Genomic DNA, 21,123 nt, shown 5'->3' on the forward strand with positions numbered 1-21,123 from the left:
CGGATCGAGCCGCCGGTGTCGGTGCCGGTGGCGGCCGGAGCGAGACGCGCGGCGATCGCGGCGGCCGAGCCGCCGGAGGAGCCGCCGGGCACGCGGGCGGTGTCCCAGGGATTCTTCACCGGGCCGAAAAACGAGGTTTCGTTGGACGAACCCATGGCAAACTCGTCCATGTTGAGCTTGCCCAGCGTGACCATGCCGGCGGCGGCGAGCTTTTCCACGACATGGGCGTCGTAGGGCGAAACGAAATTCTCCAACATGCGTGAGCCGCAGCTCGTGCGCCAGCCCCTGGTACAGAAAATATCCTTGTGCGCCAGGGGGATGCCGGCCAGCGGCGAGGTCGCCGTATCGCCAGCGCCGACTCTTGCATCGGCCGCGCGCGCCTGCGCCAGCGTCTGCTCGCGGTCGACGGTGATGAAGGCGTTGAGCGCCGGATTGAGTTTGTCGATGCGGTCGAGGAACAGCGTGGCCAGCTCGACGGATGAGACCTTCTTCGCCCTCAGCGCGGCGGACAACTCACGTAGGGATGCGTTGATCAGATCGCTCATTCCACCACCCTCGGCACCAGATACAAACCCGCCTCCGTTTCCGGCGCCACCGCCTGGAAGTCGGCGCGGCGGTCCGTTTCGGTGACCATGTCGGGGCGCAGGCGCTGCACCACATCGACGGCGTGGGCCATAGGCTCGATGCCGGTGGTGTCGACGGCCTGCAACTGCTCGATGAAGCCGAGGATGCCATTCAACTGGTCGCGTGTGGTTTCGAGTTCCGTGGCGGAAAGTTCGATGCGCGACAAAAGGGCGATGCGGGAGACGTCTTCCGGACTGAGGGACATGGCGAGGAGTGGGGTGGATAACGTGGAGCCCAACGGAAACAAGGCGGTCTGCGGCCTGAATCGAAGGGCGCGATAGGTTATCATATGCGACCTTGGCTATGCCGCCGCGCGAGATGCCGGCAAGCACCTGCGTCAGCCTAAACTGACAATCGATTTCAGCCCCGGCCTTCCCAAGGCGGGCTTCAACACTGGGACCACGATGTTCGGCTTTCTCCGCTCCTATTTTTCCAACGACCTCGCCATCGACCTCGGTACCGCCAACACGCTGATTTACGTGCGCGGCAAGGGCGTGGTGCTCGATGAACCCTCCGTAGTCGCCATTCGCGTCGAAGGCGGCCCCAACGCCAAGAAGACCATCCAGGCGGTGGGCAAGGAGGCCAAGACCATGATCGGCCGCAATCCGAAAGAGATTTCGGTGATCCGGCCCTTGAAGGATGGCGTAATCGCCGACTTCACCGTTACCGAGCAGATGTTGAAGCAGTTCATCAAGCGGGTGCACGAGTCGCGCCTGTTTTCGCCGAGCCCGCGCATCATCATCTGCGTGCCCTCGGGCTCGACCCAGGTCGAGCGCCGCGCCATCCGCGAGTCCGCGCTGGGCGCCGGCGCCTCGCAGGTGTACCTGATCGAGGAACCAATGGCCGCGGCGATCGGCGCCGGCCTGCCGGTGTCGGACGCCACCGGCTCGATGGTGGTGGATATCGGCGGCGGAACCACCGAGGTCGGCGTGATCTCGCTGGGCGGCATGGTCTACGCCAATTCGGTGCGTGTCGGCGGCGACAAGTTCGACGAGGCCATCATCTCCTACATCAGCCGCAACTACGGGATGCAGATCGGCGACAACAGCGCCGAGAACATCAAGAAGCAGATCGGTTCGGCCTTCCCCGGCGCCGAAGTGCGCGAGATGGAAGTCTCCGGCATCAATCGCGCCGAGGGCATCCCGCGCAAGTTCACGATTTCCTCCAACGAAGTGCTGGAGGCGCTTTCCGAGCCGCTCAACCAGGTGGTCAAGGCGGTCAAGGACGCGCTGGAAAAGACCCCGCCCGAACTCGGCGCCGACATCGCCGAGCGCGGCCTGGTGCTGACCGGCGGCGGAGCCCTGCTGCACGACCTTGACCGCCTGCTGACCGAGGAAACCGGCCTGCCGGTAATCGTCGCCGACGACCCGCTGACCTGCGTCGCCCGTGGCTCCGGCATGGCGCTCGAAAAGATGGACAAACTCGGCAGTATTTTTGCCAACGAGTAAGCCCGGCCCCGTGTAGCTTGCAAGCTGGCCCCGGGCTTTCCCGCGCGGGGCCCTTCCGGGTCCAATTCTTCCGAGGGCGCACCTGCCTTGATGTCAGTCGTTGGCCATGCTCCGCCACCCTTCTTCAAGCGGGGTCCGGCACCGCTCGTGCGGCTGGCTTTCTTTGTGTCCCTTTCGCTGGTCCTGCTGATCGCCGACCTGCGTTTCCATACCCTGGAATGGGCGCGGCTGGCCGTGGCCACGGCGGCGTGGCCCTTGCAGCGCGCGACGGGCATGCCGATCGATGCCGCCGGCGATTTCGGCGCCTACCTGTCGCGCCAGGCGACGCTGCTCAAGGAAAACGAGGACCTGCGCCGGCGCCAGCTTGGCACCGCCAACCTGCTGCTGCGCCAGGATCACCTCGAACAGGAAAACAAGCGCCTGCGCACGCTGCTCGATATGCGCGAGCGCCAGCCGGTGGAAGGACGCATCGCCGAGATACTCTATGCCGCGCGCGACCCGTTTTCGCGCCGCGTGATCATCGACAAGGGCAGCCAGCAGGGCATCGCCGCCGGACAGGCGGTGGTCGACGACATCGGCGTCATCGGGCAGGTGGCGCGGGTATTTCCGCTGACCTCGGAAGTGCTGCTGCTGACCGACAAGGAACAGGCGATCCCGGTCGCGGTGCAGCGTAACGGCCTGCGCGCGGTGCTGGCCGGCGCCGGTGCCGGGATGATGGAGCTGCGCTTCCTCGCCGCCAACGCCGAGGTCCAGGTCGGCGATGTACTGGTCACCTCGGGTCTCGACGGCGTCTACCTGCCCGGCCTGCCGGTGGCCAAGGTGGTGAAGATGGACCGCGACAGTTCGCATTCCTTCGCCCGCATCACCTGCGAGCCGCTGGCGGGTGTCGAGCGCCATGGCCTGGTTCTGGTGCTCGGTAGCCGCACGGCCTTGCCGCCCCAGCCGGACGATGCGCCCGCTACGCCTGACCTGCCGAAGGGCAAGCGCGTGAAGAAGAAAGTCCGCTGATGCAACCCACACATTCCTCGCGTCGCATCCTGCTGCCGGTCAGGAACTGGTTCATCGTGTTCACCCTGATGGTGGCCCTGGTGCTGAACCTGGTGCCGTTCGGCCGCCTGCCCGGCATTCCCGACTGGGTGGCCCTGGTACTGGCCTTCTGGTGCGTGCACCAGCCGCTGAAGGTCGGCATGGCGGCGGGCTTCGTGCTCGGCCTGGCGATGGACGTCGCCGACGCTAGTGTCATGGGCCAGCACGCCCTGGCCTACGTGCTGCTGGCCTTTGGCGCCGCCGGGTGGTCGCGCCGGGTGTTGTGGTTTCCGTTGGCGCAGCAGGCATTGCACGTGTTGCCGATGTTCCTCGGCATGCAACTGGTGATGATGGTGACGCGCATGATCGGCGGCTCCGAATTTCCCGGCGTGCTGTGGTTCCTCTCCAGCTTCACGGCGACGCTGCTGTGGCATCCGGTGACCTACCTGTTGCTGATCCCGCAGTTCCGGCCGGAAGACAAAGATGTCCACCGTCCGATTTAACGCTCACTGCACCCAGATACACTCACCGAAGATGAAACACGCGAAAGGCAAATTGAAGGCCCCCCACCCCCATCCCCGCCCCAGGGCGGGGCTACCAAGCAGCTCGCTTCGCTCGACTATTACCGGTCGCTTCGAACGAGTTGTTTCACGTCAATAGTGGAATTCAAGAACCCCCAGGAGGAACTCGAACGCTTCCGGTCACGCATCGCGGTCGCCGGCGGTTTCGTGCTGGTCTGTTTCACCCTGTTGTTCGCGCGCTTTCTCTGGCTGCAGGTCGTGCAGCACGACTACTACCAGACGCGTGCCGAGGACAACCGCATTTCACTGGTGCCCATCGTGCCCAACCGGGGCCTGATCGTCGATCGCAACGGCACGGTGCTGGCGCGCAACTACTCGGCCTATACGCTGGAGATCACCCCCGCGCGCGCCGGCGACCTGGAGAAGACCATCGACGGCCTGGCCACGATCATCGAAATCGAGGCCAAGGATCGCCGCCGCTTCAAGAAACTGATGGACGAGAGCAAGAGTTTCGAGACGCTGCCGATTCGCACCCGGCTTTCGGACGAGGAAGTGGCGAAGTTCATCGCCCACCGCTATCGCTTCCCGGGCGTCGAGATCAAGGCGCGGTTGTTCCGCCAGTATCCAGGCGGCGCCTATGCGTCGCACATCCTCGGCTACATCGGCCGCATCACCGACCGCGACCTGGAGAAGATCGAGGCGCGCGAGGAGGATGCCAACTATCGCGGCACCGACCACTTCGGCAAGACGGGGCTGGAGCAGCGCTACGAGTTCGACCTGCACGGCATCAGCGGCCATGAACAGGTCGAAGTCGATGCTGGAGGCCGCGCCGTGCGCACCCTGACGCACACGCCGCCGGTGGCCGGCAACCAACTGACGCTGACCATCGATGCCGAACTGCAGCGCATCGCCGAGCAGGCCTTCGGCGATCGCAAGGGTTCGCTGGTGGCGATCGAGCCGGCGACCGGCGGCATCCTGGCCATGGTCTCGGTACCCAACTACGACCCCAACCTGTTCGTCGATGGCATCGACACGCAGAGCTGGCGCGAACTCAACGAATCGCCGGACAAGCCGATGGTCAATCGCGCCCTGAACGGCGCCTACCCGCCTGGCTCGACCTTCAAACCCTTCATGGCGCTGGCGGCATTGGAACTGGGCAAGCGCCGCCCCGAGCAGGCGATTTCCGATCCGGGCTTCTTCAATTTCGGCGGCCACCATTTCCGCGACGACAAGAAGGGCGGCCACGGCATGGTGGACATGTACAAGTCCGTCGTGCATTCCTGCGACACCTACTACTACATCCTGGCCAACGACATGGGTATCGACAACATCGCTGCCTTCATGGGTCGCCTGGGATTGGGACAGCGCACCGGGATCGACATCGACGGCGAATCGGAAGGCGTCCTTCCGTCGCAGGAATGGAAGAAGAAGCGTTTTCGCAAGCCCGAGCAGCAGAAGTGGTACGCCGGGGAGACCATCTCCATCGGCATCGGCCAGGGCTACAACGCCTATACGCCGATCCAGCTGGCGCAGGCGACGGCGATCATCGCCAACAAGGGCGTGATGTTCCGCCCGCACCTGGTCAAGTACGTCACCGACACGCGCAGCGGCGACAAGCGCCTGATCGAGCCTGAGCCGCTGCGTGACCTCAAGCTCAAGCCCGAGCACCTCGAGGTCATCAAGCACGCCATGGTGGGCGTCAACAAGGAGGGCACCGGCGCCCGCGCCTTCGCCGGCGCCGAATACGTCGCCGCGGGCAAAACCGGTACGGCACAGGTGTTCTCCTACAAGGGCGCCGAGCACAAGACCGAAACCATGGCGGCCCACCTGCGCGATCACGCCCTGTACATCGCCTTCGCCCCGGCCGACGAGCCGAAGATCGCGCTGGCGGTACTGGTCGAGAACGGCGGCTTCGGCGCCCGGGCTGCGGCGCCGATCGCGCGCCAGGTATTCGACTATTACCTGCTGGGCAAGAAACCGAAGGCTCCCGCCCCGGCCGATGAGGACGCCGTTGAAGGAGATACGCGGTGAACCCCGGCTTCGGACTGTCCACGCTGCGCGGCTGGTGGCAGAAGCTGGTGGCGCCGCTCGACGGCCCGCTGCTGGGCATCACCGCCCTGCTGGTGCTGCTGGCCTTCGGCATCATGGTCAGCGCCTCGCCGGAGCGGATCAACGCCCAGCTGCTCAACATGGCGGTGGCGATCGGGGTGATGCGCGTCGTGGCCCAGGTGCCGCCGCAGCGGCTGATGCATCTTGCGGTGCCGATCTACCTGCTCGGCCTGCTGCTGCTGGTCGGCGTCGCCCTGTTCGGCGACATCTCGAAGGGGGCGCGGCGCTGGCTCAACCTCGGCTTCATGCGCATCCAGCCGTCCGAACTGATGAAGATCGCGATGCCCCTGCTGCTGGCCTGGTTCTTCCAGCAGCGCGAGGCCATGCCACGCCTGCGCGATTACGCGATTGCCGCGCTGCTGCTGCTGCTGCCGGTGGGCCTGATCGCGCGCCAACCGGATCTGGGCACCGCCATCCTGGTACTTGCCGCCGGCTTCTATGTGATCTTCTTCGCCGGCCTGTCGTGGAAGATCATTATCGGCATGGCGGTGGCCGCCATCGCCGCAGCGCCGCTGGCTTGGAATCTGCTGCACGACTACCAGCGTCACCGGATACTCACCCTGCTCGACCCGGAAAAAGACCCGCTGGGCAAGGGCTTCCACATCATCCAGTCCACGATTGCCATCGGCTCCGGCGGCATTTTCGGCAAGGGCTGGAAATCCGGCACGCAGGCCCAGCTCGAGTTCATTCCCGAGCGGCATACCGACTTCATTTTCGCGGTGTACTCCGAGGAGTTCGGTCTCTTCGGCAACCTGATCCTGCTGGTGCTCTACGCCCTGCTGATCGGCCGCGGGCTGATGATCGCCGCGAACGCAGCGACCCTGTTTTCGCGCTTGCTGGCGGGCGCGGTGACCATGATTTTCTTCACCTATGCCTTCGTGAACATGGGCATGGTCTCCGGCATCCTGCCGGTGGTCGGCGTGCCGTTGCCACTGGTCAGCTACGGTGGCACGGCGCTGGTGACGCTGTTCATCGGCATCGGCATATTGATGTCGATCCACGGCAATCGGATGTTGGTGCAGAAGTGACCCGCCTTGCGCCATTGATGTTGACCCTGGCGCTTGCCGCCTGCGGCACGCAGGCGCCACGACCGGTCGATGACAGGGGCGAGGCGCCGCCAGCCGCCGTGCCGCCAGCGCCGACTCTCAAGGCCGAAGCGAAAAAGCCGCCGCCTGCGATCAAGTACAGCGGTGGTTTCTACAAGGATGACGGTCCCGGCGACCAGGTGCCTGCCGACATCGAGGCGATTCCCGATGCGGTGCCGAAGGCGGAGCCGCTGCACCGCTTCGCCAACAACCCGTATTCCGTCTTCGGCCGCGACTACGTGCCGCTGCGCACGCTGCAGCCCTACAGGGCGCGCGGCATCGGCAGCTGGTACGGCCGCAAGTTCCACGGCCAGAAAACCTCCAGCGGCGAGCCCTACGACATGTTCGGCATGACGGCGGCGCATCCGACGCTGCCGATCCCCTCCTATGTGCGCGTGAGCAATCCCGCCAACGGCAAGTCGGTGGTGGTGCGCGTCAATGATCGCGGGCCCTTCCATGCCGGACGCGAGATCGACCTGTCGTGGACTGCGGCCTGGAAGCTCGGATACATCGGCAGCGGCAGCACCCTGGTCGAGGTGGAAAGCGTCCTGCCGGGCCAGGTGCTTGCCGCCGCGCCGGGTTCGGCGACCGCGCCGCCGCGCCGCGACGAGGACGATCCGATCGCGAAACTGGCGGCGGCCGAACCGGAGCCGCCGCTGCCGCAGGTGCAGGACGCCCGCGGCCATTTCCTGCAACTGGGCGCCTTCGGCAACCGCGACAACGCCGACGCGCTGCGCGCGCGCCTGGCACGCGAACTGGGTGATCTCGCCAGCAGGCTGGCGGTGCAGTCGGCCGGCAAGCTGTTCCGCGTCCAGCTCGGCCCCTGGCCCGACGCCGCCGCCGCACAGCTCGCCGGCGGGCGCCTGCGCGAGAGCCTGGGCATGACCCCGCTCATCGTGCAGCGCTAGCGGCTGCCGGCGCCGGCCAACTTATAATCACCATCCTTCCGCGTTTCGGCACACCCCATGCGATTTCTCGTTCTGCTTTTCACCCTGCTGGCCGGGGCCGCCAGCCATGCCCAACCCCTTCCCGCACCAACCCTGAGCGCGCGCGCCTGGTTGTTGATGGACTATGCCAGCGGCCAGGTTCTGGCCGCGCAGGAGCCCGACCTCAAGCTGGAGCCGGCCTCGCTGACCAAGGTGATGACCACCTACCTGGTCGCCGAGGCGCTGCAGAACAAGACGCTCTCCCTGACGCAGCCGGTGACGGTGTCCGAGCGCGCCTGGCGCACCCAGGGCTCGCGCAGCTTCGTGCCGGTGAACAAGGGCGTGTCGGTCGACGACCTGTTCAAGGGCATGGTGATCCAGTCCGGCAACGATGCCTCGGTGGCCCTGGCCGAGGCCATCGGCGGCACGGAGGACCAGTTCGCCGCGATGATGAATCGCAGCGCGCAACGGCTGGGCCTCAAGGACAGCAATTTCCTCAATGCCAGCGGCTATTTCGAAGGCCCCGCGCCGACCCATTATTCGACCGCGCGCGACATGGCGAAGCTGGCCGCCGCCCTGATCCGCGACCATCCGGAAACCCATGCCCTGCATGCGATCAAGGAATATACCTACAACGGCATCCGCCAGCACAACCGCAATCGCCTGCTGTGGGCCGACCCGACCGTCGACGGCCTCAAGACCGGCCATTCCAGTGCCGCCGGCTACTGCCTGATCGCCACTGCCAAGCGCGGACCGCGCCGGCTCATCAGCGTGGTGCTCGGCACCGCTTCCGAAGAAGCTCGCGCCCGCGATTCGCTCAATCTGCTCAACTGGGGATTCACCGCCTTCGACGCGGTCAAGCTCTATGACAAGGGGCAGGCGATTTCACAGCTGCGGGTGTTCAAGGGGGCGCAGAACGCCGTCGGTGCCGGCTTCGCCGAGGACTTCGTGATCTCGATTCCACGTGGCGCGACGGACAAGGTTGGCGCCCAACTGGTCAGCCGCCAGCCGCTGCTGGCGCCGATCGCCGCCGGCAGCCAGGTCGGCACGCTGCGCCTCACCGTCGCCGGCCAGCCCTGGGGCGAATATCCGGTCGTCGCCCAGGCGGAAGTTCCCGTCGCCGGCATTATCGGCCGGCTGTGGGACGACATCCGGCTGTTCTTCCAATGACGGCGCGCGTTTTTCTCGATGGTCGGTGGTTGCCGCCCGAGGAGGCGCGGATTTCCGTCATGGATCGCGGCTTCCTTTTCGGCGACGGCGTCTACGAAGTGATCCCGGTCTATTCGCGGCGGCCCTTCCGCCTCGAACAACATTTGCAGCGCCTGCAGCACAGCCTCGACGGCATCCAGCTTGCCAATCCGCATGGCATGAGCGAGTGGATCGGCTACGTTACGCAACTCGCCGCCGAGGCGGAATGGGAAGACCAGTCGATCTACATCCAGGTCACGCGCGGGCCGATGGCGGTGCGCAACCACGCCTTCCCGAAGGAGGTGACGCCGACTTCGGTGATCCTCGCCGAGCCGATGACGACGCCGCCGGCCAGCCAGCGCGAGCAGGGCATCGCCGCGGTGTCCGCGGCCGACATCCGCTGGCTGCGCTGCGACCTCAAGACCACCTCGCTGTTGGCCAACTGCCTGCTGCGCCAGATGGCGGTCGCCGCCGGCTGCGTCGAGACCGTGCTGTTTCGCGACGGCTTCCTCACCGAAGGCTCGGCCTCCTCGATTTTCGTCGTCAGGGACGGCGTGCTGCTGGCGCCGATCCAGAACCACCTGATGCTGCCCGGCATCACCTACGACGTCATCCTCGAACTCGCCGCACGCCACGGCCTGCCCTATGAAGTGCGCGACATCACCGACGCCGAAACGCGCGCCGCCGACGAGCTCTGGATGTGTTCCTCGACCAAGGAGGTGCTGCCCATCGTCACGCTCGATGGAAGCGCGGTTGGCAGAAAAGTCGGCGCGGGCGGTACGCCAGGACCGGTGTTCGCGCAGATGTACTCGTGGTACCAGGACTTCAAGGCCACGGTGATGCGAGGCGCATGATGAAATGCGCCGCTCGCAGGGCCGCCCCAAGGGCGGCGCAGTCACAAGTATGGAGCCGCGCAGCGGCGAACCCTTGTCACCCCCTTCCGTGGGAAGGGGGATGGGGGGAAGGTCCTTGACCACCCTGCTCGAATTCCCCTGCGACTTTCCGCTCAAGATCATGGGCGCGAATGCCGACGGTTTCGCGCAGTCCATTGCTGAACTGGTGTGCGTCCATGCGCCGGACTTCGACGCCGCGACCATGGAGAGGAGGCTTTCGAAAGCCGGCAACTACCTGGCGCTGACCTGCACCGTGCGCGCCACCTCGCAGGCACAACTCGATGCGCTCTATCGCGGGCTGACCGCGCATCCCATGGTCAAGGTCGTGTTGTGAGCGCGCCGATGCTGCGCGAACTCGGCCGCGTCGACTACGCGCCGACCTTCGCCGCGATGCAGGAATTCACCGCCGCGCGCGCTGCGGATACGCCGGATGAACTATGGCTCTGCGAGCATCCGCCGGTGTTCACCCAGGGCCTCTCCGGCCGGCCCGAGCACCTGCTGGCCGACATCGGCATCCCCGTGGTGCAGATCGACCGCGGCGGTCAGATCACCTACCACGGCCCCGGACAGGTCGTGATCTACCTGCTGCTCGACCTGCGTCGTCGCGAGTTCTCGGTGCGCGGCCTGGTCCATCGCATCGAGCAGGCGGTGATCGATCTGCTGGCGGACTACCAGGTGCTTGCCGAACGCCGCGCCGGCGCTCCCGGCGTCTATGTCGGCGCCGCCAAGATCGCCGCGCTGGGCCTGCGCATCAAGCATGGCTGCAGCTATCACGGCGTCTCGCTCAACATTGACATGGACCTCGCGCCCTACGACGCGATCAACCCCTGCGGCTATGCGGGCATGGCCGTGACACAACTGAGTGCGTGTTCTCCACAATGGCGCGCCGGCCTGGAAGCTGCGATAGTAGGCAGGCAGCTGGCCGCGCACCTGGCCAGGCAACTGGAAACGGATTACAAATGACGACCAAGCAAAAGGGCGAAGCCAAGACCGCGCGCATCCCGATCAAGGTGGTGCCGGCCGAGACCACGCTGAAGAAACCTTCCTGGATTCGCGTCAAGGCCGGCAACAGCGCGGCGCGCTTCGGCGAGATCAAGCAGATCCTGCGCGAACACCAGCTGCACACCGTTTGCGAGGAAGCCACCTGCCCCAACATCGGCGAGTGCTTCGGCAACGGCACGGCCACCTTCATGATCCTCGGCGACCTGTGCACCCGACGCTGCCCCTTCTGCGACGTCGGCCACGGCAAGCCGCTGCCGCCCGATGCCGAGGAGCCGGAAAAGCTCGCGCGCACCATCGCGGCCATGAAACTCAAGTATGTCGTCATCACCAGCGTGGACCGCGACGACCTGCGCGACGGCGGCGCCCAGCACTTCGCCGACTGCATCGCGAGGGTGCGCGAATACTCACCCGGAACGAAGATCGAAGTGCTGGTGCCGGACTTCCGCGGCCGGCTCGACATTGCGATCGACATCCTCGCGGCGACGCCGCCCGACGTCATGAACCACAACATGGAAACCGTGCCGCGCCTCTACAAGCAGGCCCGCCCCGGCGCCGACTACGCGCACTCGCTGCAACTGCTGAAAGCCTTCAAGGCGCGCGTTCCGCATGTCCCGACCAAGTCGGGCCTGATGGTCGGCTTGGGCGAGACCGACGAGGAAATCCTAGAAACCTTGCGCGACCTGCGCACCCACCACGTCGAGATGCTGACCATCGGCCAGTACCTCGCGCCTTCCGGCCATCACCTGCCGGTGCTGCGCTATGTGCATCCTGATGTCTTCGCCATGTACGCGCAGGAAGCCGAGGCCATGGGCTTCACCCATGCGGCGTCGGCGCCGCTGGTGCGTTCCAGTTACCACGCTGATTTGCAGGCGCACGGCGCGGGCGTGGCTTAAAGCGATAGTGGTTGTTTCGCTATGCTCGGTGAAGAGCGGAAAAGTATGGTTAAAAATGCACATAGGCCCCATAGGGCCTATGTATCTTGCAATTAATCAAGAAGGTTGCTGGATATCAGGCTTCTAGAGCGGCATCATGCAACTTCTGTGTGTTAGTTCCAGCGGTGTTGCGTGATGACTCTTGTTGAAAGCACTGAAAAAGATCTGAGTGGCGCAATTCCGTTGCTGACCTTACAGACTCAGGCCAGCTAGCCACTTCATCTCTGGCAGCTTTAACTTGTTCCGCTAACGACAGCGGCTTCTTCATCAATTTTCTCCTTAACTTGATTCGTGAAACAACGCCGAATTCAAACCGAGCTTCTTTGCGAGTTCTGGAATGAATTCCCTAATGATTTGTTTTTCTAAAAATGTATGGGTTGTACCGTACTGTCTAAATCTCGGTCGGTGATCACTTTTTGGCCAGTCGACAATTCGCCCAGAGTCATCTTTCCTACTATCGGGGCTTGGCATATCGAAAATTTCCATGTACTGCCTAGGCGCTACTCCAACAAACGGCTCGAATCGAATTCGTCCAACTGTATGCTTTGCGGGGTCCACTACGATTGAGTCCGAATAGAAATCTCGCGCTTTGCTCTTCGGATAAGGTTCAATGTAGACCACCCGATCAATTCCAGCAGCAATGATATGTCTTGCGCAAAGGTGGCACGGGAAGGTCGTCGTGTAAAGCGTCGCCGCCTTAACTGGAACACCTCGTCTAGACGCATCGATTATAGCTGCCATTTCGGCATGAACACTTCGACCGAACTCGATAAGGCCCAAGATTTGAGTACCCTTTAAGACGTTCTTTTCCTTGCCTGTAAGCAAAGAAGATACCAACTGCTTGATATCAACGTTCTTATCCCTGAGTAAGCCATGGTCTTTGAACCGGCCAAGTATTTCAGCCAAGGTTTGTTCGCGTTGTTCGTTGCTTGCATCACGGCCGAGATGAAAATCTCTTCCATCAGGTTTGTCGCCTACCCAGTACAACCCACCCCCCGCTTTCGGCACATCGTTACAGCCAACGGCGATGAGGTCACATTCGGAGGAAGCAATCGAGGCACCAACCTGTCGAGCCAAGTCGGCAGATCGCAATGCGGCTGACCTAGCGTGGTACATCCCAAATTCATCGCGTGTTGGAGTGTGAAAAGGGTGCCCAAAAACTAGCTCGACGAATCGTTTGATATTGCGTTCCAATTGTTCCTTGTCAGTAACGTCTACGAATAAGTCTGCTCGCGGAAAGGCATCCTTTACGTCTTGACCGAGCGACTTCCCTGCCTCCGATTCGTCTTTCTCGATTAGTCGTTCCGCCTCTGCTCTCGCTCCAGTCGAATTGAGATGCTTCGATTTGGTGATCTTCGCTGCCAAGGAGTCAACTCTGGATTCGCGTGGCGCGTAGACGGAAATCGCAAAAAAGAATCGGCCATAGATATTTCGAAGGGCCTCAACTTCATCCGGGTGCTTGAGGGAATGCAATATGTAAGCGTTTCGCTCAGGTGAATCTAGGAACTCGCTGCGTCTAATTTTGTCGATTCCAGCAAGTGCAAGCAAAGCCACTGCGCCGCCGTTTCCTGCAACCTCACGAATTCGTGTCCCTTCATTCATGAGGTTATCAACGCGCTCATCGTGTGGAAGACCGCTGAAATCTACTACAAGTAGTTCCTCAATGAGCTTGCTCAGTCGAATCTCTTGCTTCGGCACGTTATAACCGACCTCCATTAGCGCCTTTCGCAAGATTTTGAAGACTATCTTAAGGTCGGTACCAGCCGGGCCGATCAAGCCGAAAAACAACTCTGGAAAACGACTGGGTTCTGGATGGTTAGTTTTTCGCTGCCCGGTACCACTAGTTCCAGTCATGCCATCAGCACTCCAGTTGGTAAAGGTTGCGGTACGGACAGGCTAGGCGACTAGATCATATGTGCCAGGGCCTTCACAATGATGCAGCCTAGAAATCAATTCGCTCATTGCAGTACATTGTTAGCATATTTCAATATCATGTCTTTGATTGCGAAAGATGCACTAGGACCTATGCCCAATTTAGCGGATTAGGGGATTCATCGAAAACTTCACAGTGGCTAAGCCCAGTCGCCGCGCAGGGCCGTAACATCGGCCTGCAGGCGTTCCGGCAGCGCTGCTGCCGCCGGCACGGCGGCACTCCCCACAAGCTCGATCTTCGAGAACAGGCCGCGGCGGAAGGGTTTGGTCATCGCCGGGCCGTCCTTGCGCGAGAAGAAGCTGCCCCACAGGCCGCGCAGGGCCATCGGCACCACCGGCACTGGGTTGCGCGCGAGGATACGGGTGATGCCGGGGCGGAAGGGGTTGATGTTGCCGTCGGCGGTGATCTTGCCCTCGGGAAAGATGCCGACCAGGTCGCCGGCATCGAGCGCCTTGCCGACTTCCTCGAAGGCCCTGTCCATCATCGCCGGGTCTTCCTTGGCCGAGGCGATGGGGATGGCCTTGCTGGTGCGGAAGACGAAATTGAGCAGCGGCCAGCGGAAGATGTGGTGGTCCATGACGAAGCGGATCGGGCGTTTGCAGGCGGCCATGATCACCAGCGCATCGACGAAGCTGACGTGGTTGCAGACGATCACCGCCGGGCCCCCTTCCGGCACATGGTCCAGGTCCTGTATGCGCAGGCGATACACGGTGTGGATCAGCATCCAGATGATGAAGCGCAGCAGGAACTCGGGCACCAGGCCGTAGATGAACAGCGCCACCGCCGCATTGCAGACCGCGGCCACGGCGAACAGCATCGGTATGCTCAGGCCGGCGGCGAGCATGCCCGCGGCGGCCAGCGCGCCGACCACCATGAACAGCGCGTTGAGGATGTTGTTGGCGGCGATGACGCGGGCGCAATGCTCGGGGTTGGAGCGTTGCTGGACCAGGGCATACAAGGGCACGATGAAAAAGCCGCCGAAAATGCCGATCAGGACCAGGTCGGCCAGCACGCGCCAGGTCGAGGCGAACTGCAGCAGGGCGATGGCGCCGATGCCGGCGGCCGGCGTCGCCGGCGAGGCGAAGGCGAGGTCGAGCGCGAACACGGTCAGGCCGATCGAACCCAGCGGTACGAGGCCAAGTTCCACGCGCTTCGCCGAAAGCTTTTCGCACAGCAGCGAGCCGACGCCGATGCCGAAGGTGAAGGTCGCCAGCAGCAGCGTCACCGCGGTTTCGCTGCCGCCCAGCACGTCCTTGGTATAGGCCGGGAACTGGGCGAGGAACAACGCGCCGAACAGCCAGAACCACGAGATGCCCATGATCGACAGGAATACGACCTGATTCTCTCGCGCGAAGCCGATGTTGCGCCAGGTCTCGGTCAGTGGATTGGGGTTGATCGCAAGAGTCGGCGCTGGCGGTACGGCGACGGGGATCGCGCGCGAGGCCAGGTAGCCGGCGACGGCGACGACCAGGCCGACGGCGGTGATCCAGACGGTAGCCGCCTCGCTGGCGGCGAGCAGTCCGCCGAGCAGCGTCCCGAGCAGGATGGCGACGAAGGTGCCGGCCTCGATCAGCGCGTTGCCGCCGACCAGTTCCTCGCTCTTCAGGTGCTGCGGCAGGATGGCGTACTTGACCGGCCCGAACAGCGTCGATTGCGCGCCCATCAGGAACAGGCTGAGGAACAGCACGTTGAGGCTTTGCACGAAGAAGCCGACGCCGGCGATGAGGACGATGGCGACTTCGAGGAGCTTTGACAGCCGTGCCAGCTCCGCCTTGTCGTACTTGTCCGCCAGTTGCCCGGAGGTGGCCGAGAAGAGGAAAAAGGGCAGGATGAAAATGCCCGCCGCAAGGTTGGCCAGCAGTTCGGGCTTCATCGTGGTCCAGCTTGCCGCCTGGAAGGTCAGCAGCACCACCATCGCGTTCTTCAGCACGTTGTCGTTGAAGGCGCCGAGGAACTGGGTGACGAACAGCGGGGCGAAGCGGCGCGCGCGCAGCAGGCCGGATTGGTTGCTCATGAACGTGTCCTTTGCGGATACAAGGCGAAGTGGCGGATTCTAAGTTGTTTGCATGCCGGCCCGGGCGGGCGCGCCGGCCGGCGGCAGCGTGCGCAGGCGCATGGGCGCACTGCCGAAGCCGGCGCGCTCCACCCAGGCGAACACCGAGTCCACCGTGACGGTGTCGATCTGCCCGGCCATTCTCCGGCCGAAGGGATGGTCGTCGAAGGCGATGTGGGCGGTAGCCACGCGCGCGCCCAGTCGCTTCAGCGGATCGATCTGCAGGGTGGTCGGCCGGTAGTTGTTTGAGCGCAACCAGTCGCGCGCCGTGGCGCGGCTGGTCACGGAAGGCTCGATCAGCATCGCCAGGGTTTCGATCGCCCACTGGTTGCTCTGCTGGTAGGGGCCGGACCACGGGTAGGCCAGCATGTTGTAGCGCGGTTCGTGAAGCACGGCCAGCAGGCCGTCGTCCTTCAATTGCTCGACCATGCGAGCGGCGATCTCGTGCTTGAGCGCGACCACGCCGGCTTCATGCAGGTACAAGCCGTCGCCGAAGAATTCGGCCAGGCCCTGGCGATGGAGCGTGCTGCGGCTGGAGCCGCATTCGTTGAGCTTGTGTACCACGCGCCAGGCGCCGCGACCGTTTGCCGCGGCATCGTCGCGGTAGGCGATGCCCAGGTGCGAATAGCGCAGGCCGTACTGGCCCAGGTCCTGTCCGGCGCGGGCGATCAGCAGCACCGTGCTGCCGTCGCGCTGCGCCATCTCGTCGAGTTGTTGCGCCACGCTGGCGGCCAGCGCGAGGTCGCGGCGGATCGAGTCCAGCGTCGGGCGGCGCGCTTCGCAGTTCTGTCCCGCCAGCGCCGGGGTGGCGAGGCAGGCCAGCATCAGCGCGGCCACGGCGGCGCAGAGCACGCGCCTGATCTTGTCGAGGGCCTTCATCAGCGGATCCTTTCGTTATGCAGCAGGGATTCGCCCAGGGCGTTGGGCACCAGGCAGACCACCTCGCCGGCTACCGACAGCAACCAGCCGGCGGCGATCACGGTGACCGAGATCGCTGTCCCGGCCACCACCAGCGACGCGGCGGCGGCTTGGCCGCTGAGGCGCAGGCTGGCGGTGGCGCCGTCCGAAGCACGGCGCAGCAGCCAGACGGTACCCGCGGCCGAGGCCTCGACGGCGACCACGGTCAGCACCGCGCCGGCGCTGAGGATCATCACCGGCGCCGCGCTGAGCACGGCGATCGGCAGCGAGAGGGAAAGGCTCGACGCGGCGCTGGCATCCGACGCGCCACCATGGGCGCGGCCGGGGCCGGCGAACAGCACGGCGGCCGGGGCGAGGGCGATGCCGCAGAGTGTACGCAAGGCGCGGCGACGGGAAATTGAGGTGGTCATGATGGTCTCCTTGTACGGGTGGTTCAGTGGTTGGCGACAGCGACGTCCGAAGCGGCTGGGGTGCTGGCGGCTTCCTCGCCGCGCTCCAGGCGGTCGGCCTCGTAGGAGTCGCGCAGGGTCTTGGCCAGGGTGAAGGCCGACGAGATCAGGTAGAGCCAGCTCACCAGCAGGTAGGCTTTCCAGGTCGGGTTGATCTCCATGCGCCACAGGCCCCAGGCGGTGAGCGCCATCGACAGCGCGAAGCCGCCCCAGACCACCAGCGCCCACATCGGCGTGTCCGCGGGCGAAGCAGCGTTGTCGCGCACGTACTTGGCGAGCACGAAGGCCGACGAGAGGCAGAAGAAATAGCCCATGACCATGAAGGCGCGGTCGAGGTCTCCGCCCGGCAGCCAGGCCAGTCCGGTGCCGCAGACCAGCAGGGCGATGCCGAAGGAGATCCAGACCTGCAGGCGCCAGGCGCCGGTGTCGCGTTGGACGATGCGTACGATGTTTTCCATGATGTGCTCCTTGTGGTTGTTGATGTGACGGACGCATCATGGGCAAGGCCGTTCGACGGTACAAGCAAGGGCGACGATGTGCTCTAATGCGTGACTTGCAGTATCGTTTCAAGATACTTTTTTAGGAAGTCGCCAACGTCATGAGCACTACCGCCGATCTGATCTCGCTGCTCAAGAACGAACTCAAGGCCGCGGGCGTTACCTATGCCGTGGTCGCCGAACGTCTCGGCATGGCCGAATCCAGCGTCAAGCGCATGTTCGGCAAGGGCGGCGACATGCCGGTGTCGCGCATCGACGACATCTGCCGCATCATCAACCTCGATTTCGCCGACCTCGCGCGCCGCGTCGCCGATACCCAGCCGCTGATGCTGGAGCTGACGCTGGCGCAGGAGAAGGCGGTGGTGGCCGACCGCACGCTGCTGGTGGTGGCGATCTGCGTCATCAGCCAGGTACCGGCCGAGGAAATCCTCGCCACCTACGAACTGACCGAGGCCAGGCTGGTGAAGGCGCTGACCCAACTCGACCGCATCGGCATCATCGACCTGCGCCCCGGCAACCGCTACCGCCTGAAGGTGGCCAAGGGCTTCCGCTGGCTGCCGCAGGGTCCGGTGATGGAGTTCTTCCGCAAGGAGGTGCTGGACGACTATTTCGCCGGCGGTTTCGACGGCGAGTCTGAAGTGCTGATGGTGGTGCATGGCGAAATCGGCCGCGGCCTGGCCAATTCCTTCCGCGAACGGCTGATGCGCGTCGGCCAGGACTTTTCCAACCAGCACCTGGCCGACCAGAAGCTGCCGCCCGACCAGCGGCGGCCCTACACCATCGTCATCGGCATGCGCTCATGGCTGATGGCGGCACTGGCGGACATGCAGCGGCGGAAGCCGGCTGCGGCGCCCGCAGCCGGAAGGCCAGGCGGCCGACGATGAGGGCGGCCGCGCCCGTCGCCAGCAGGTGCTTCAGCGTGTGGCCGGAGACCGGGTCGAGGACTGCGGCGATCTGGTGGTCGTTGATTTCCGTCAGCTTGGCGACAACATAGATTGCCAGGGCGCCGCCGAAGGCCAGGCGATCGGCGGTGGGCGCGCGGTATATCCACTGCCAGAGCGGTATCAGCAGGATGGGCAGGCCCTGCAGCAGCAGGTAGGGGCGCAGGTCGCCGCTGCCGGCGAGGTCGGTGAAGTACCACCAGGCGACGCTGGCGACGGCAGCGAGGGCCAGCCAGTGGGTCAGCTTGCGGCTATCGATGCTCCGCAGGTCGCCCAGCACGCCGGCCAGCAACCCGGCGCAGGCCAGGGCGATCGGCAGGCGGTCCCAGACCAGGCGCGCGTTGTCCGGGGCGAGGTGGTACCAGGTCGAGCCCAGCGCGGTAAGGAAGAGCCCGGCCAGGAACAGGCGGTAGCCGGCGAAACCATGGCGCAGATGGGGATGGCTGCGGTTCGGCATCAGCCGCAGCCAGCCCCAGAAAGCAACCAGGGCGAAGCCGAGGTTCGACGTCACGTCGCAAAAATGGGGAATGCCAAGCCAGTGCGTCTGGTCGGCGAAGTCGTGATAGCCCGCGGGCTGGTGGATGGGACCGTGGAACAAGGCAGCGGCGGCGAGCAGCAAGGTTACCGCCGTCGGCAGGTATTGCAGCGTGGATTTCATGGCGTTCTCCGGGTTGAAGGTGAAGCCAGGATGCGTTCGGTGCGGGGTCCGGTAAAGCACGAATGCGGAAGGCGCGGCGTCCGCGCCCGCCGGGATCGCGAAACGATACCCTTTTTGCGGCAGGGCCGTGCTGACACGGGCGGATGGCTATACTCCGCCGGTCCCGACCGTTGCTGACGGCAGGCGAACCAGATGCAATAATGGACGATAACCAAACGGAGGAGACCGCAATGGAAAAGCCCTGGATCAAGAACTATCCCGCCGGCGTGCCGGCCGAGATCGATTACACGCAGTACGAAACCGTGGCGGCGATGCTCGAGGAATCGATGAAGAAGTATGCCGCGCGCACGGCCTTCGTCTGCATGGGCAAGTCGATCACCTACGGCGAACTGGATGCCGCCTCGGCGAAGCTAGGCGCCTGGCTGCAGTCGCGCGGCCTCGCGCCCGGCAGCCGCGTGGCGCTGATGATGCCCAACATCATGCAGTACCCGGTCTGCGTCGCGGCCGTCCTGCGCGCCGGCTACGTGGTGGTCAACGTAAACCCGCTATACACGCCGCGCGAACTCGAGCACCAGCTCAAGGACAGCGGCGCCCAGGCCATCGTCATCATCGAGAACTTCGCCACCACGCTGGAGAAGGTGATCGCCAACACGCCGGTCAAGCACGTGGTGGTGGCGGCGATGGGCGACCTGCTCGGCGGCCTCAAGGGCATGCTGGTGAACCTCGTGGTGCGCAAGGTCAAGAAGATGGTGCCCGAGTTCTCGCTGCCCGGCTCCTTCCGCTTCAACGACGTGGTGGCGCAGGGCGCGGGCATGACGCTGAAGAGCGTGCCGCGCACGCGCGAGGACGTCGCCTTCCTGCAATACACGGGCGGCACCACGGGCGTGTCGAAGGGCGCGACCCTGCTCAATCGCAACGTGGTGGCCAACATGCTGCAGGTCGAGGAATGGCTGCAACCGGCGGTCAACACGCGCACCGCCAACGTGCAGCTGAACTTCGTCTGTTGCCTTCCGCTGTACCACATCTTCGCGCTGACGGTGTGCAACATGATCGGCACGCGCATCGGCGCCTGCAACCTGCTGATCCCCAACCCGCGCGACATTCCCGGCTTCGTCAAGGAGCTGTCGACCTTCAAGTTCAACATCTTCCCCTGCCTCAACACCCTCTTCAACGCCCTGGCCAATAACCCGGAGTTCGCCAAGCTCGACTTTTCCAGCCTCAAGATCAGCCTTGGCGGCGGCATGGCGACGCAGAAGCCGGTGGCGGAAAAATGGACCGCGATCACCGGCAGCAGCATCGTCGAGGGCTATGGCCTGTCCGAGACCTCGCCGGTGGCGACCTGCAACCTGGCCACCCTCAAGGGCTTCACCGGCACCATCGGCCTGCCCATGCCGTCGACGGAAATCGCCATCCGCGACGACGAGGGCAAGGACGTGCCGCTGGGCGAGTCGGGCGAAATCTGCATCCGCGGCCCGCAGGTGATGGCCGGCTACTGGCAGCGCCCGGAAGAGACCGCCAACGTGATGAGCGCCGACGGATTCTTCAAGTCGGGCGACGTCGGCATCATGGACGAGAACGGCTACACGCGCATCGTCGACCGCAAGAAGGACATGGTGCTGGTCTCCGGCTTCAACGTCTATCCGAGCGAGCTCGAGGAAGTGGCGATGAACTGCCCGGGAGTCCTGGAGGCGGCGGTAATCGGCGTGCCCGACGAGCACTCGGGCGAGGTGCCGAAGATCTTCATCGTCAAGAAGGATCCGAACCTGACCGAAGCGCAGGTCATGGACTTCCTCAAGGAGCATCTCACCGGCTACAAGCGGCCGAAGTATGTCGAGTTCCGCCCCGACCTGCCGAAGACGCCGGTGGGCAAGATCCTGCGTCGCGAACTGCGGCCGAAGTAAGCTTCACGCTCGTCGGCCG

General features: G+C 64.3%; 22 protein-coding genes. 13 read left to right on the top strand and 9 right to left on the bottom strand.

From position 1 onward, the window contains the following. Together J0M27_RS15890 and gatC are read right to left on the bottom strand one after the other, a co-directional pair. The coding region (locus J0M27_RS15890) for an amidase (protein ID WP_294993892.1) at window positions 1–536 on the bottom strand (536 nt) is incomplete at its 3' end. A 5-nt stretch (window positions 537–541) separates the two neighbouring features. Beyond that, entirely contained in the window at window positions 542–829 is a 288-nt protein-coding gene (gene gatC, locus J0M27_RS15895) for an Asp-tRNA(Asn)/Glu-tRNA(Gln) amidotransferase subunit GatC (protein ID WP_294993785.1), read from the bottom strand. Between the two features lie 199 nt (window positions 830–1,028). Here gatC and J0M27_RS15900 point away from each other — a divergent pair, with 199 nt between their 5' ends. From J0M27_RS15900 to lipA, 11 genes are all read left to right on the top strand, one after another. Beyond that, window positions 1,029–2,072: a rod shape-determining protein gene (locus J0M27_RS15900; RefSeq protein ID WP_294993787.1), complete on the top strand. Its 1,044-nt coding sequence runs from the start codon at window positions 1,029–1,031 to the stop codon at window positions 2,070–2,072. A gap of 90 nt (window positions 2,073–2,162) precedes the next feature. Then, window positions 2,163–3,080, top strand: a complete 918-nt coding sequence (gene mreC / locus J0M27_RS15905; protein WP_294993789.1) for a rod shape-determining protein MreC — start codon at window positions 2,163–2,165, stop codon at window positions 3,078–3,080. Beyond that, window positions 3,080–3,601, top strand: coding sequence for a rod shape-determining protein MreD (gene mreD, locus J0M27_RS15910; protein WP_294993792.1), 522 nt, complete (start codon window positions 3,080–3,082; stop codon window positions 3,599–3,601). The genes mreC and mreD overlap by 1 nt, the downstream gene beginning before the upstream one ends. A 153-nt stretch (window positions 3,602–3,754) precedes the next feature. Then, window positions 3,755–5,650: a penicillin-binding protein 2 gene (gene mrdA, locus J0M27_RS15915; protein ID WP_294993895.1), complete on the top strand. Its 1,896-nt coding sequence runs from the start codon at window positions 3,755–3,757 to the stop codon at window positions 5,648–5,650. A gap of 68 nt (window positions 5,651–5,718) precedes the next feature. After that, on the top strand, window positions 5,719–6,756 hold the full coding sequence (gene rodA, locus J0M27_RS15920) for a rod shape-determining protein RodA (RefSeq protein WP_294993898.1): 1,038 nt from the start codon (window positions 5,719–5,721) through the stop codon (window positions 6,754–6,756). Then, on the top strand, window positions 6,753–7,721 hold the full coding sequence (locus tag J0M27_RS15925) for a septal ring lytic transglycosylase RlpA family protein (protein ID WP_294993793.1): 969 nt from the start codon (window positions 6,753–6,755) through the stop codon (window positions 7,719–7,721). Before rodA ends, J0M27_RS15925 begins: the two co-directional genes overlap by 4 nt. A 57-nt stretch (window positions 7,722–7,778) precedes the next feature. Further along, window positions 7,779–8,909 (top strand): D-alanyl-D-alanine carboxypeptidase family protein, encoded by a 1,131-nt coding sequence (locus tag J0M27_RS15930; protein ID WP_294993794.1) that lies wholly within the window; start codon window positions 7,779–7,781, stop codon window positions 8,907–8,909. Continuing rightward, window positions 8,906–9,781 (top strand): D-amino acid aminotransferase, encoded by an 876-nt coding sequence (locus J0M27_RS15935; protein WP_294993795.1) that lies wholly within the window; start codon window positions 8,906–8,908, stop codon window positions 9,779–9,781. The genes J0M27_RS15930 and J0M27_RS15935 overlap by 4 nt, the downstream gene beginning before the upstream one ends. Window positions 9,782–9,941: 160 nt before the next feature. Beyond that, entirely contained in the window at window positions 9,942–10,154 is a 213-nt protein-coding gene (locus tag J0M27_RS15940; protein WP_294993901.1) for a DUF493 family protein, read from the top strand. An 8-nt stretch (window positions 10,155–10,162) separates the two neighbouring features. Beyond that, window positions 10,163–10,783, top strand: coding sequence for a lipoyl(octanoyl) transferase LipB (lipB, locus tag J0M27_RS15945; protein ID WP_294993903.1), 621 nt, complete (start codon window positions 10,163–10,165; stop codon window positions 10,781–10,783). Continuing rightward, window positions 10,780–11,715 carry a lipoyl synthase gene (gene lipA / locus J0M27_RS15950; RefSeq protein WP_294993796.1) on the top strand — a complete coding sequence of 312 codons (936 nt, stop codon included), beginning with the start codon at window positions 10,780–10,782 and terminating at the stop codon, window positions 11,713–11,715. The genes lipB and lipA overlap by 4 nt, the downstream gene beginning before the upstream one ends. A gap of 115 nt (window positions 11,716–11,830) precedes the next feature. Here lipA and J0M27_RS15955 read toward each other — a convergent pair whose 3' ends face one another. The 6 genes from J0M27_RS15955 to J0M27_RS15980 all read right to left on the bottom strand — a co-directional run bounded on the left by J0M27_RS15955 (window position 11,831) and on the right by J0M27_RS15980 (window position 17,565). After that, complete coding sequence (locus J0M27_RS15955; RefSeq protein WP_294993798.1) at window positions 11,831–12,022, bottom strand: hypothetical protein; 192 nt, start codon at window positions 12,020–12,022, stop codon at window positions 11,831–11,833. Between the two features lie 11 nt (window positions 12,023–12,033). Continuing rightward, a complete protein-coding gene (locus J0M27_RS15960) occupies window positions 12,034–13,608 on the bottom strand; it encodes an anti-phage dCTP deaminase (protein WP_294993800.1) in 1,575 nt (524 codons plus the stop codon). 218 nt (window positions 13,609–13,826) lie between these two features. Further along, entirely contained in the window at window positions 13,827–15,701 is a 1,875-nt protein-coding gene (locus J0M27_RS15965; protein WP_294993803.1) for an MFS transporter, read from the bottom strand. A gap of 39 nt (window positions 15,702–15,740) precedes the next feature. Next, window positions 15,741–16,619 carry a DUF2145 domain-containing protein gene (locus J0M27_RS15970; protein ID WP_294993807.1) on the bottom strand — a complete coding sequence of 293 codons (879 nt, stop codon included), beginning with the start codon at window positions 16,617–16,619 and terminating at the stop codon, window positions 15,741–15,743. Beyond that, complete coding sequence (locus J0M27_RS15975; RefSeq protein ID WP_294993810.1) at window positions 16,619–17,068, bottom strand: hypothetical protein; 450 nt, start codon at window positions 17,066–17,068, stop codon at window positions 16,619–16,621. The genes J0M27_RS15970 and J0M27_RS15975 overlap by 1 nt, the downstream gene beginning before the upstream one ends. Window positions 17,069–17,091: 23 nt before the next feature. Beyond that, window positions 17,092–17,565: a YiaA/YiaB family inner membrane protein gene (locus J0M27_RS15980; protein WP_294993813.1), complete on the bottom strand. Its 474-nt coding sequence runs from the start codon at window positions 17,563–17,565 to the stop codon at window positions 17,092–17,094. A 140-nt stretch (window positions 17,566–17,705) separates the two neighbouring features. Between J0M27_RS15980 and J0M27_RS15985 the strand changes: the two genes are divergently transcribed. Continuing rightward, on the top strand, window positions 17,706–18,488 hold the full coding sequence (locus J0M27_RS15985; protein WP_294993816.1) for a helix-turn-helix transcriptional regulator: 783 nt from the start codon (window positions 17,706–17,708) through the stop codon (window positions 18,486–18,488). Here J0M27_RS15985 and J0M27_RS15990 read toward each other — a convergent pair. Then, window positions 18,388–19,203: a hypothetical protein gene (locus tag J0M27_RS15990; protein WP_294993820.1), complete on the bottom strand. Its 816-nt coding sequence runs from the start codon at window positions 19,201–19,203 to the stop codon at window positions 18,388–18,390. The genes J0M27_RS15985 and J0M27_RS15990 overlap by 101 nt on opposite strands. Before the next feature lie 230 nt (window positions 19,204–19,433). Between J0M27_RS15990 and J0M27_RS15995 the strand changes: the two genes are divergently transcribed. Then, entirely contained in the window at window positions 19,434–21,104 is a 1,671-nt protein-coding gene (locus J0M27_RS15995) for a long-chain-fatty-acid--CoA ligase (protein ID WP_294993822.1), read from the top strand. The last annotated feature ends 19 nt before the right edge of the window (window positions 21,105–21,123 follow it).

Origin of the sequence: Sulfuritalea sp., assembly GCF_017302275.1 — a bacterium.
Classification (GTDB): domain Bacteria; phylum Pseudomonadota; class Gammaproteobacteria; order Burkholderiales; family Rhodocyclaceae; genus Sulfuritalea.

Excerpts from the sequence above, each read along its gene's own strand:
- gatC (WP_294993785.1), bottom strand. The coding sequence starts at position 829 with ATGTCCCTCAGTCCGGAAGACGTCTCCCGCATCGCCCTTTTGTCGCGC.
- J0M27_RS15900 (WP_294993787.1), top strand. The coding sequence starts at position 1,029 with ATGTTCGGCTTTCTCCGCTCCTATTTTTCCAACGACCTCGCCATCGAC.
- mreC (WP_294993789.1), top strand. The coding sequence starts at position 2,163 with ATGTCAGTCGTTGGCCATGCTCCGCCACCCTTCTTCAAGCGGGGTCCG.
- mreD (WP_294993792.1), top strand. The coding sequence starts at position 3,080 with ATGCAACCCACACATTCCTCGCGTCGCATCCTGCTGCCGGTCAGGAAC.
- J0M27_RS15930 (WP_294993794.1), top strand. The coding sequence starts at position 7,779 with ATGCGATTTCTCGTTCTGCTTTTCACCCTGCTGGCCGGGGCCGCCAGC.
- J0M27_RS15935 (WP_294993795.1), top strand. The coding sequence starts at position 8,906 with ATGACGGCGCGCGTTTTTCTCGATGGTCGGTGGTTGCCGCCCGAGGAG.
- J0M27_RS15940 (WP_294993901.1), top strand. The coding sequence starts at position 9,942 with ATGGGCGCGAATGCCGACGGTTTCGCGCAGTCCATTGCTGAACTGGTG.
- lipB (WP_294993903.1), top strand. The coding sequence starts at position 10,163 with ATGCTGCGCGAACTCGGCCGCGTCGACTACGCGCCGACCTTCGCCGCG.
- lipA (WP_294993796.1), top strand. The coding sequence starts at position 10,780 with ATGACGACCAAGCAAAAGGGCGAAGCCAAGACCGCGCGCATCCCGATC.
- J0M27_RS15955 (WP_294993798.1), bottom strand. The coding sequence starts at position 12,022 with ATGAAGAAGCCGCTGTCGTTAGCGGAACAAGTTAAAGCTGCCAGAGAT.
- J0M27_RS15960 (WP_294993800.1), bottom strand. The coding sequence starts at position 13,608 with ATGACTGGAACTAGTGGTACCGGGCAGCGAAAAACTAACCATCCAGAA.
- J0M27_RS15965 (WP_294993803.1), bottom strand. The coding sequence starts at position 15,701 with ATGAGCAACCAATCCGGCCTGCTGCGCGCGCGCCGCTTCGCCCCGCTG.
- J0M27_RS15970 (WP_294993807.1), bottom strand. The coding sequence starts at position 16,619 with ATGAAGGCCCTCGACAAGATCAGGCGCGTGCTCTGCGCCGCCGTGGCC.
- J0M27_RS15975 (WP_294993810.1), bottom strand. The coding sequence starts at position 17,068 with ATGACCACCTCAATTTCCCGTCGCCGCGCCTTGCGTACACTCTGCGGC.
- J0M27_RS15980 (WP_294993813.1), bottom strand. The coding sequence starts at position 17,565 with ATGGAAAACATCGTACGCATCGTCCAACGCGACACCGGCGCCTGGCGC.
- J0M27_RS15985 (WP_294993816.1), top strand. The coding sequence starts at position 17,706 with ATGAGCACTACCGCCGATCTGATCTCGCTGCTCAAGAACGAACTCAAG.
- J0M27_RS15990 (WP_294993820.1), bottom strand. The coding sequence starts at position 19,203 with ATGAAATCCACGCTGCAATACCTGCCGACGGCGGTAACCTTGCTGCTC.
- J0M27_RS15995 (WP_294993822.1), top strand. The coding sequence starts at position 19,434 with ATGGAAAAGCCCTGGATCAAGAACTATCCCGCCGGCGTGCCGGCCGAG.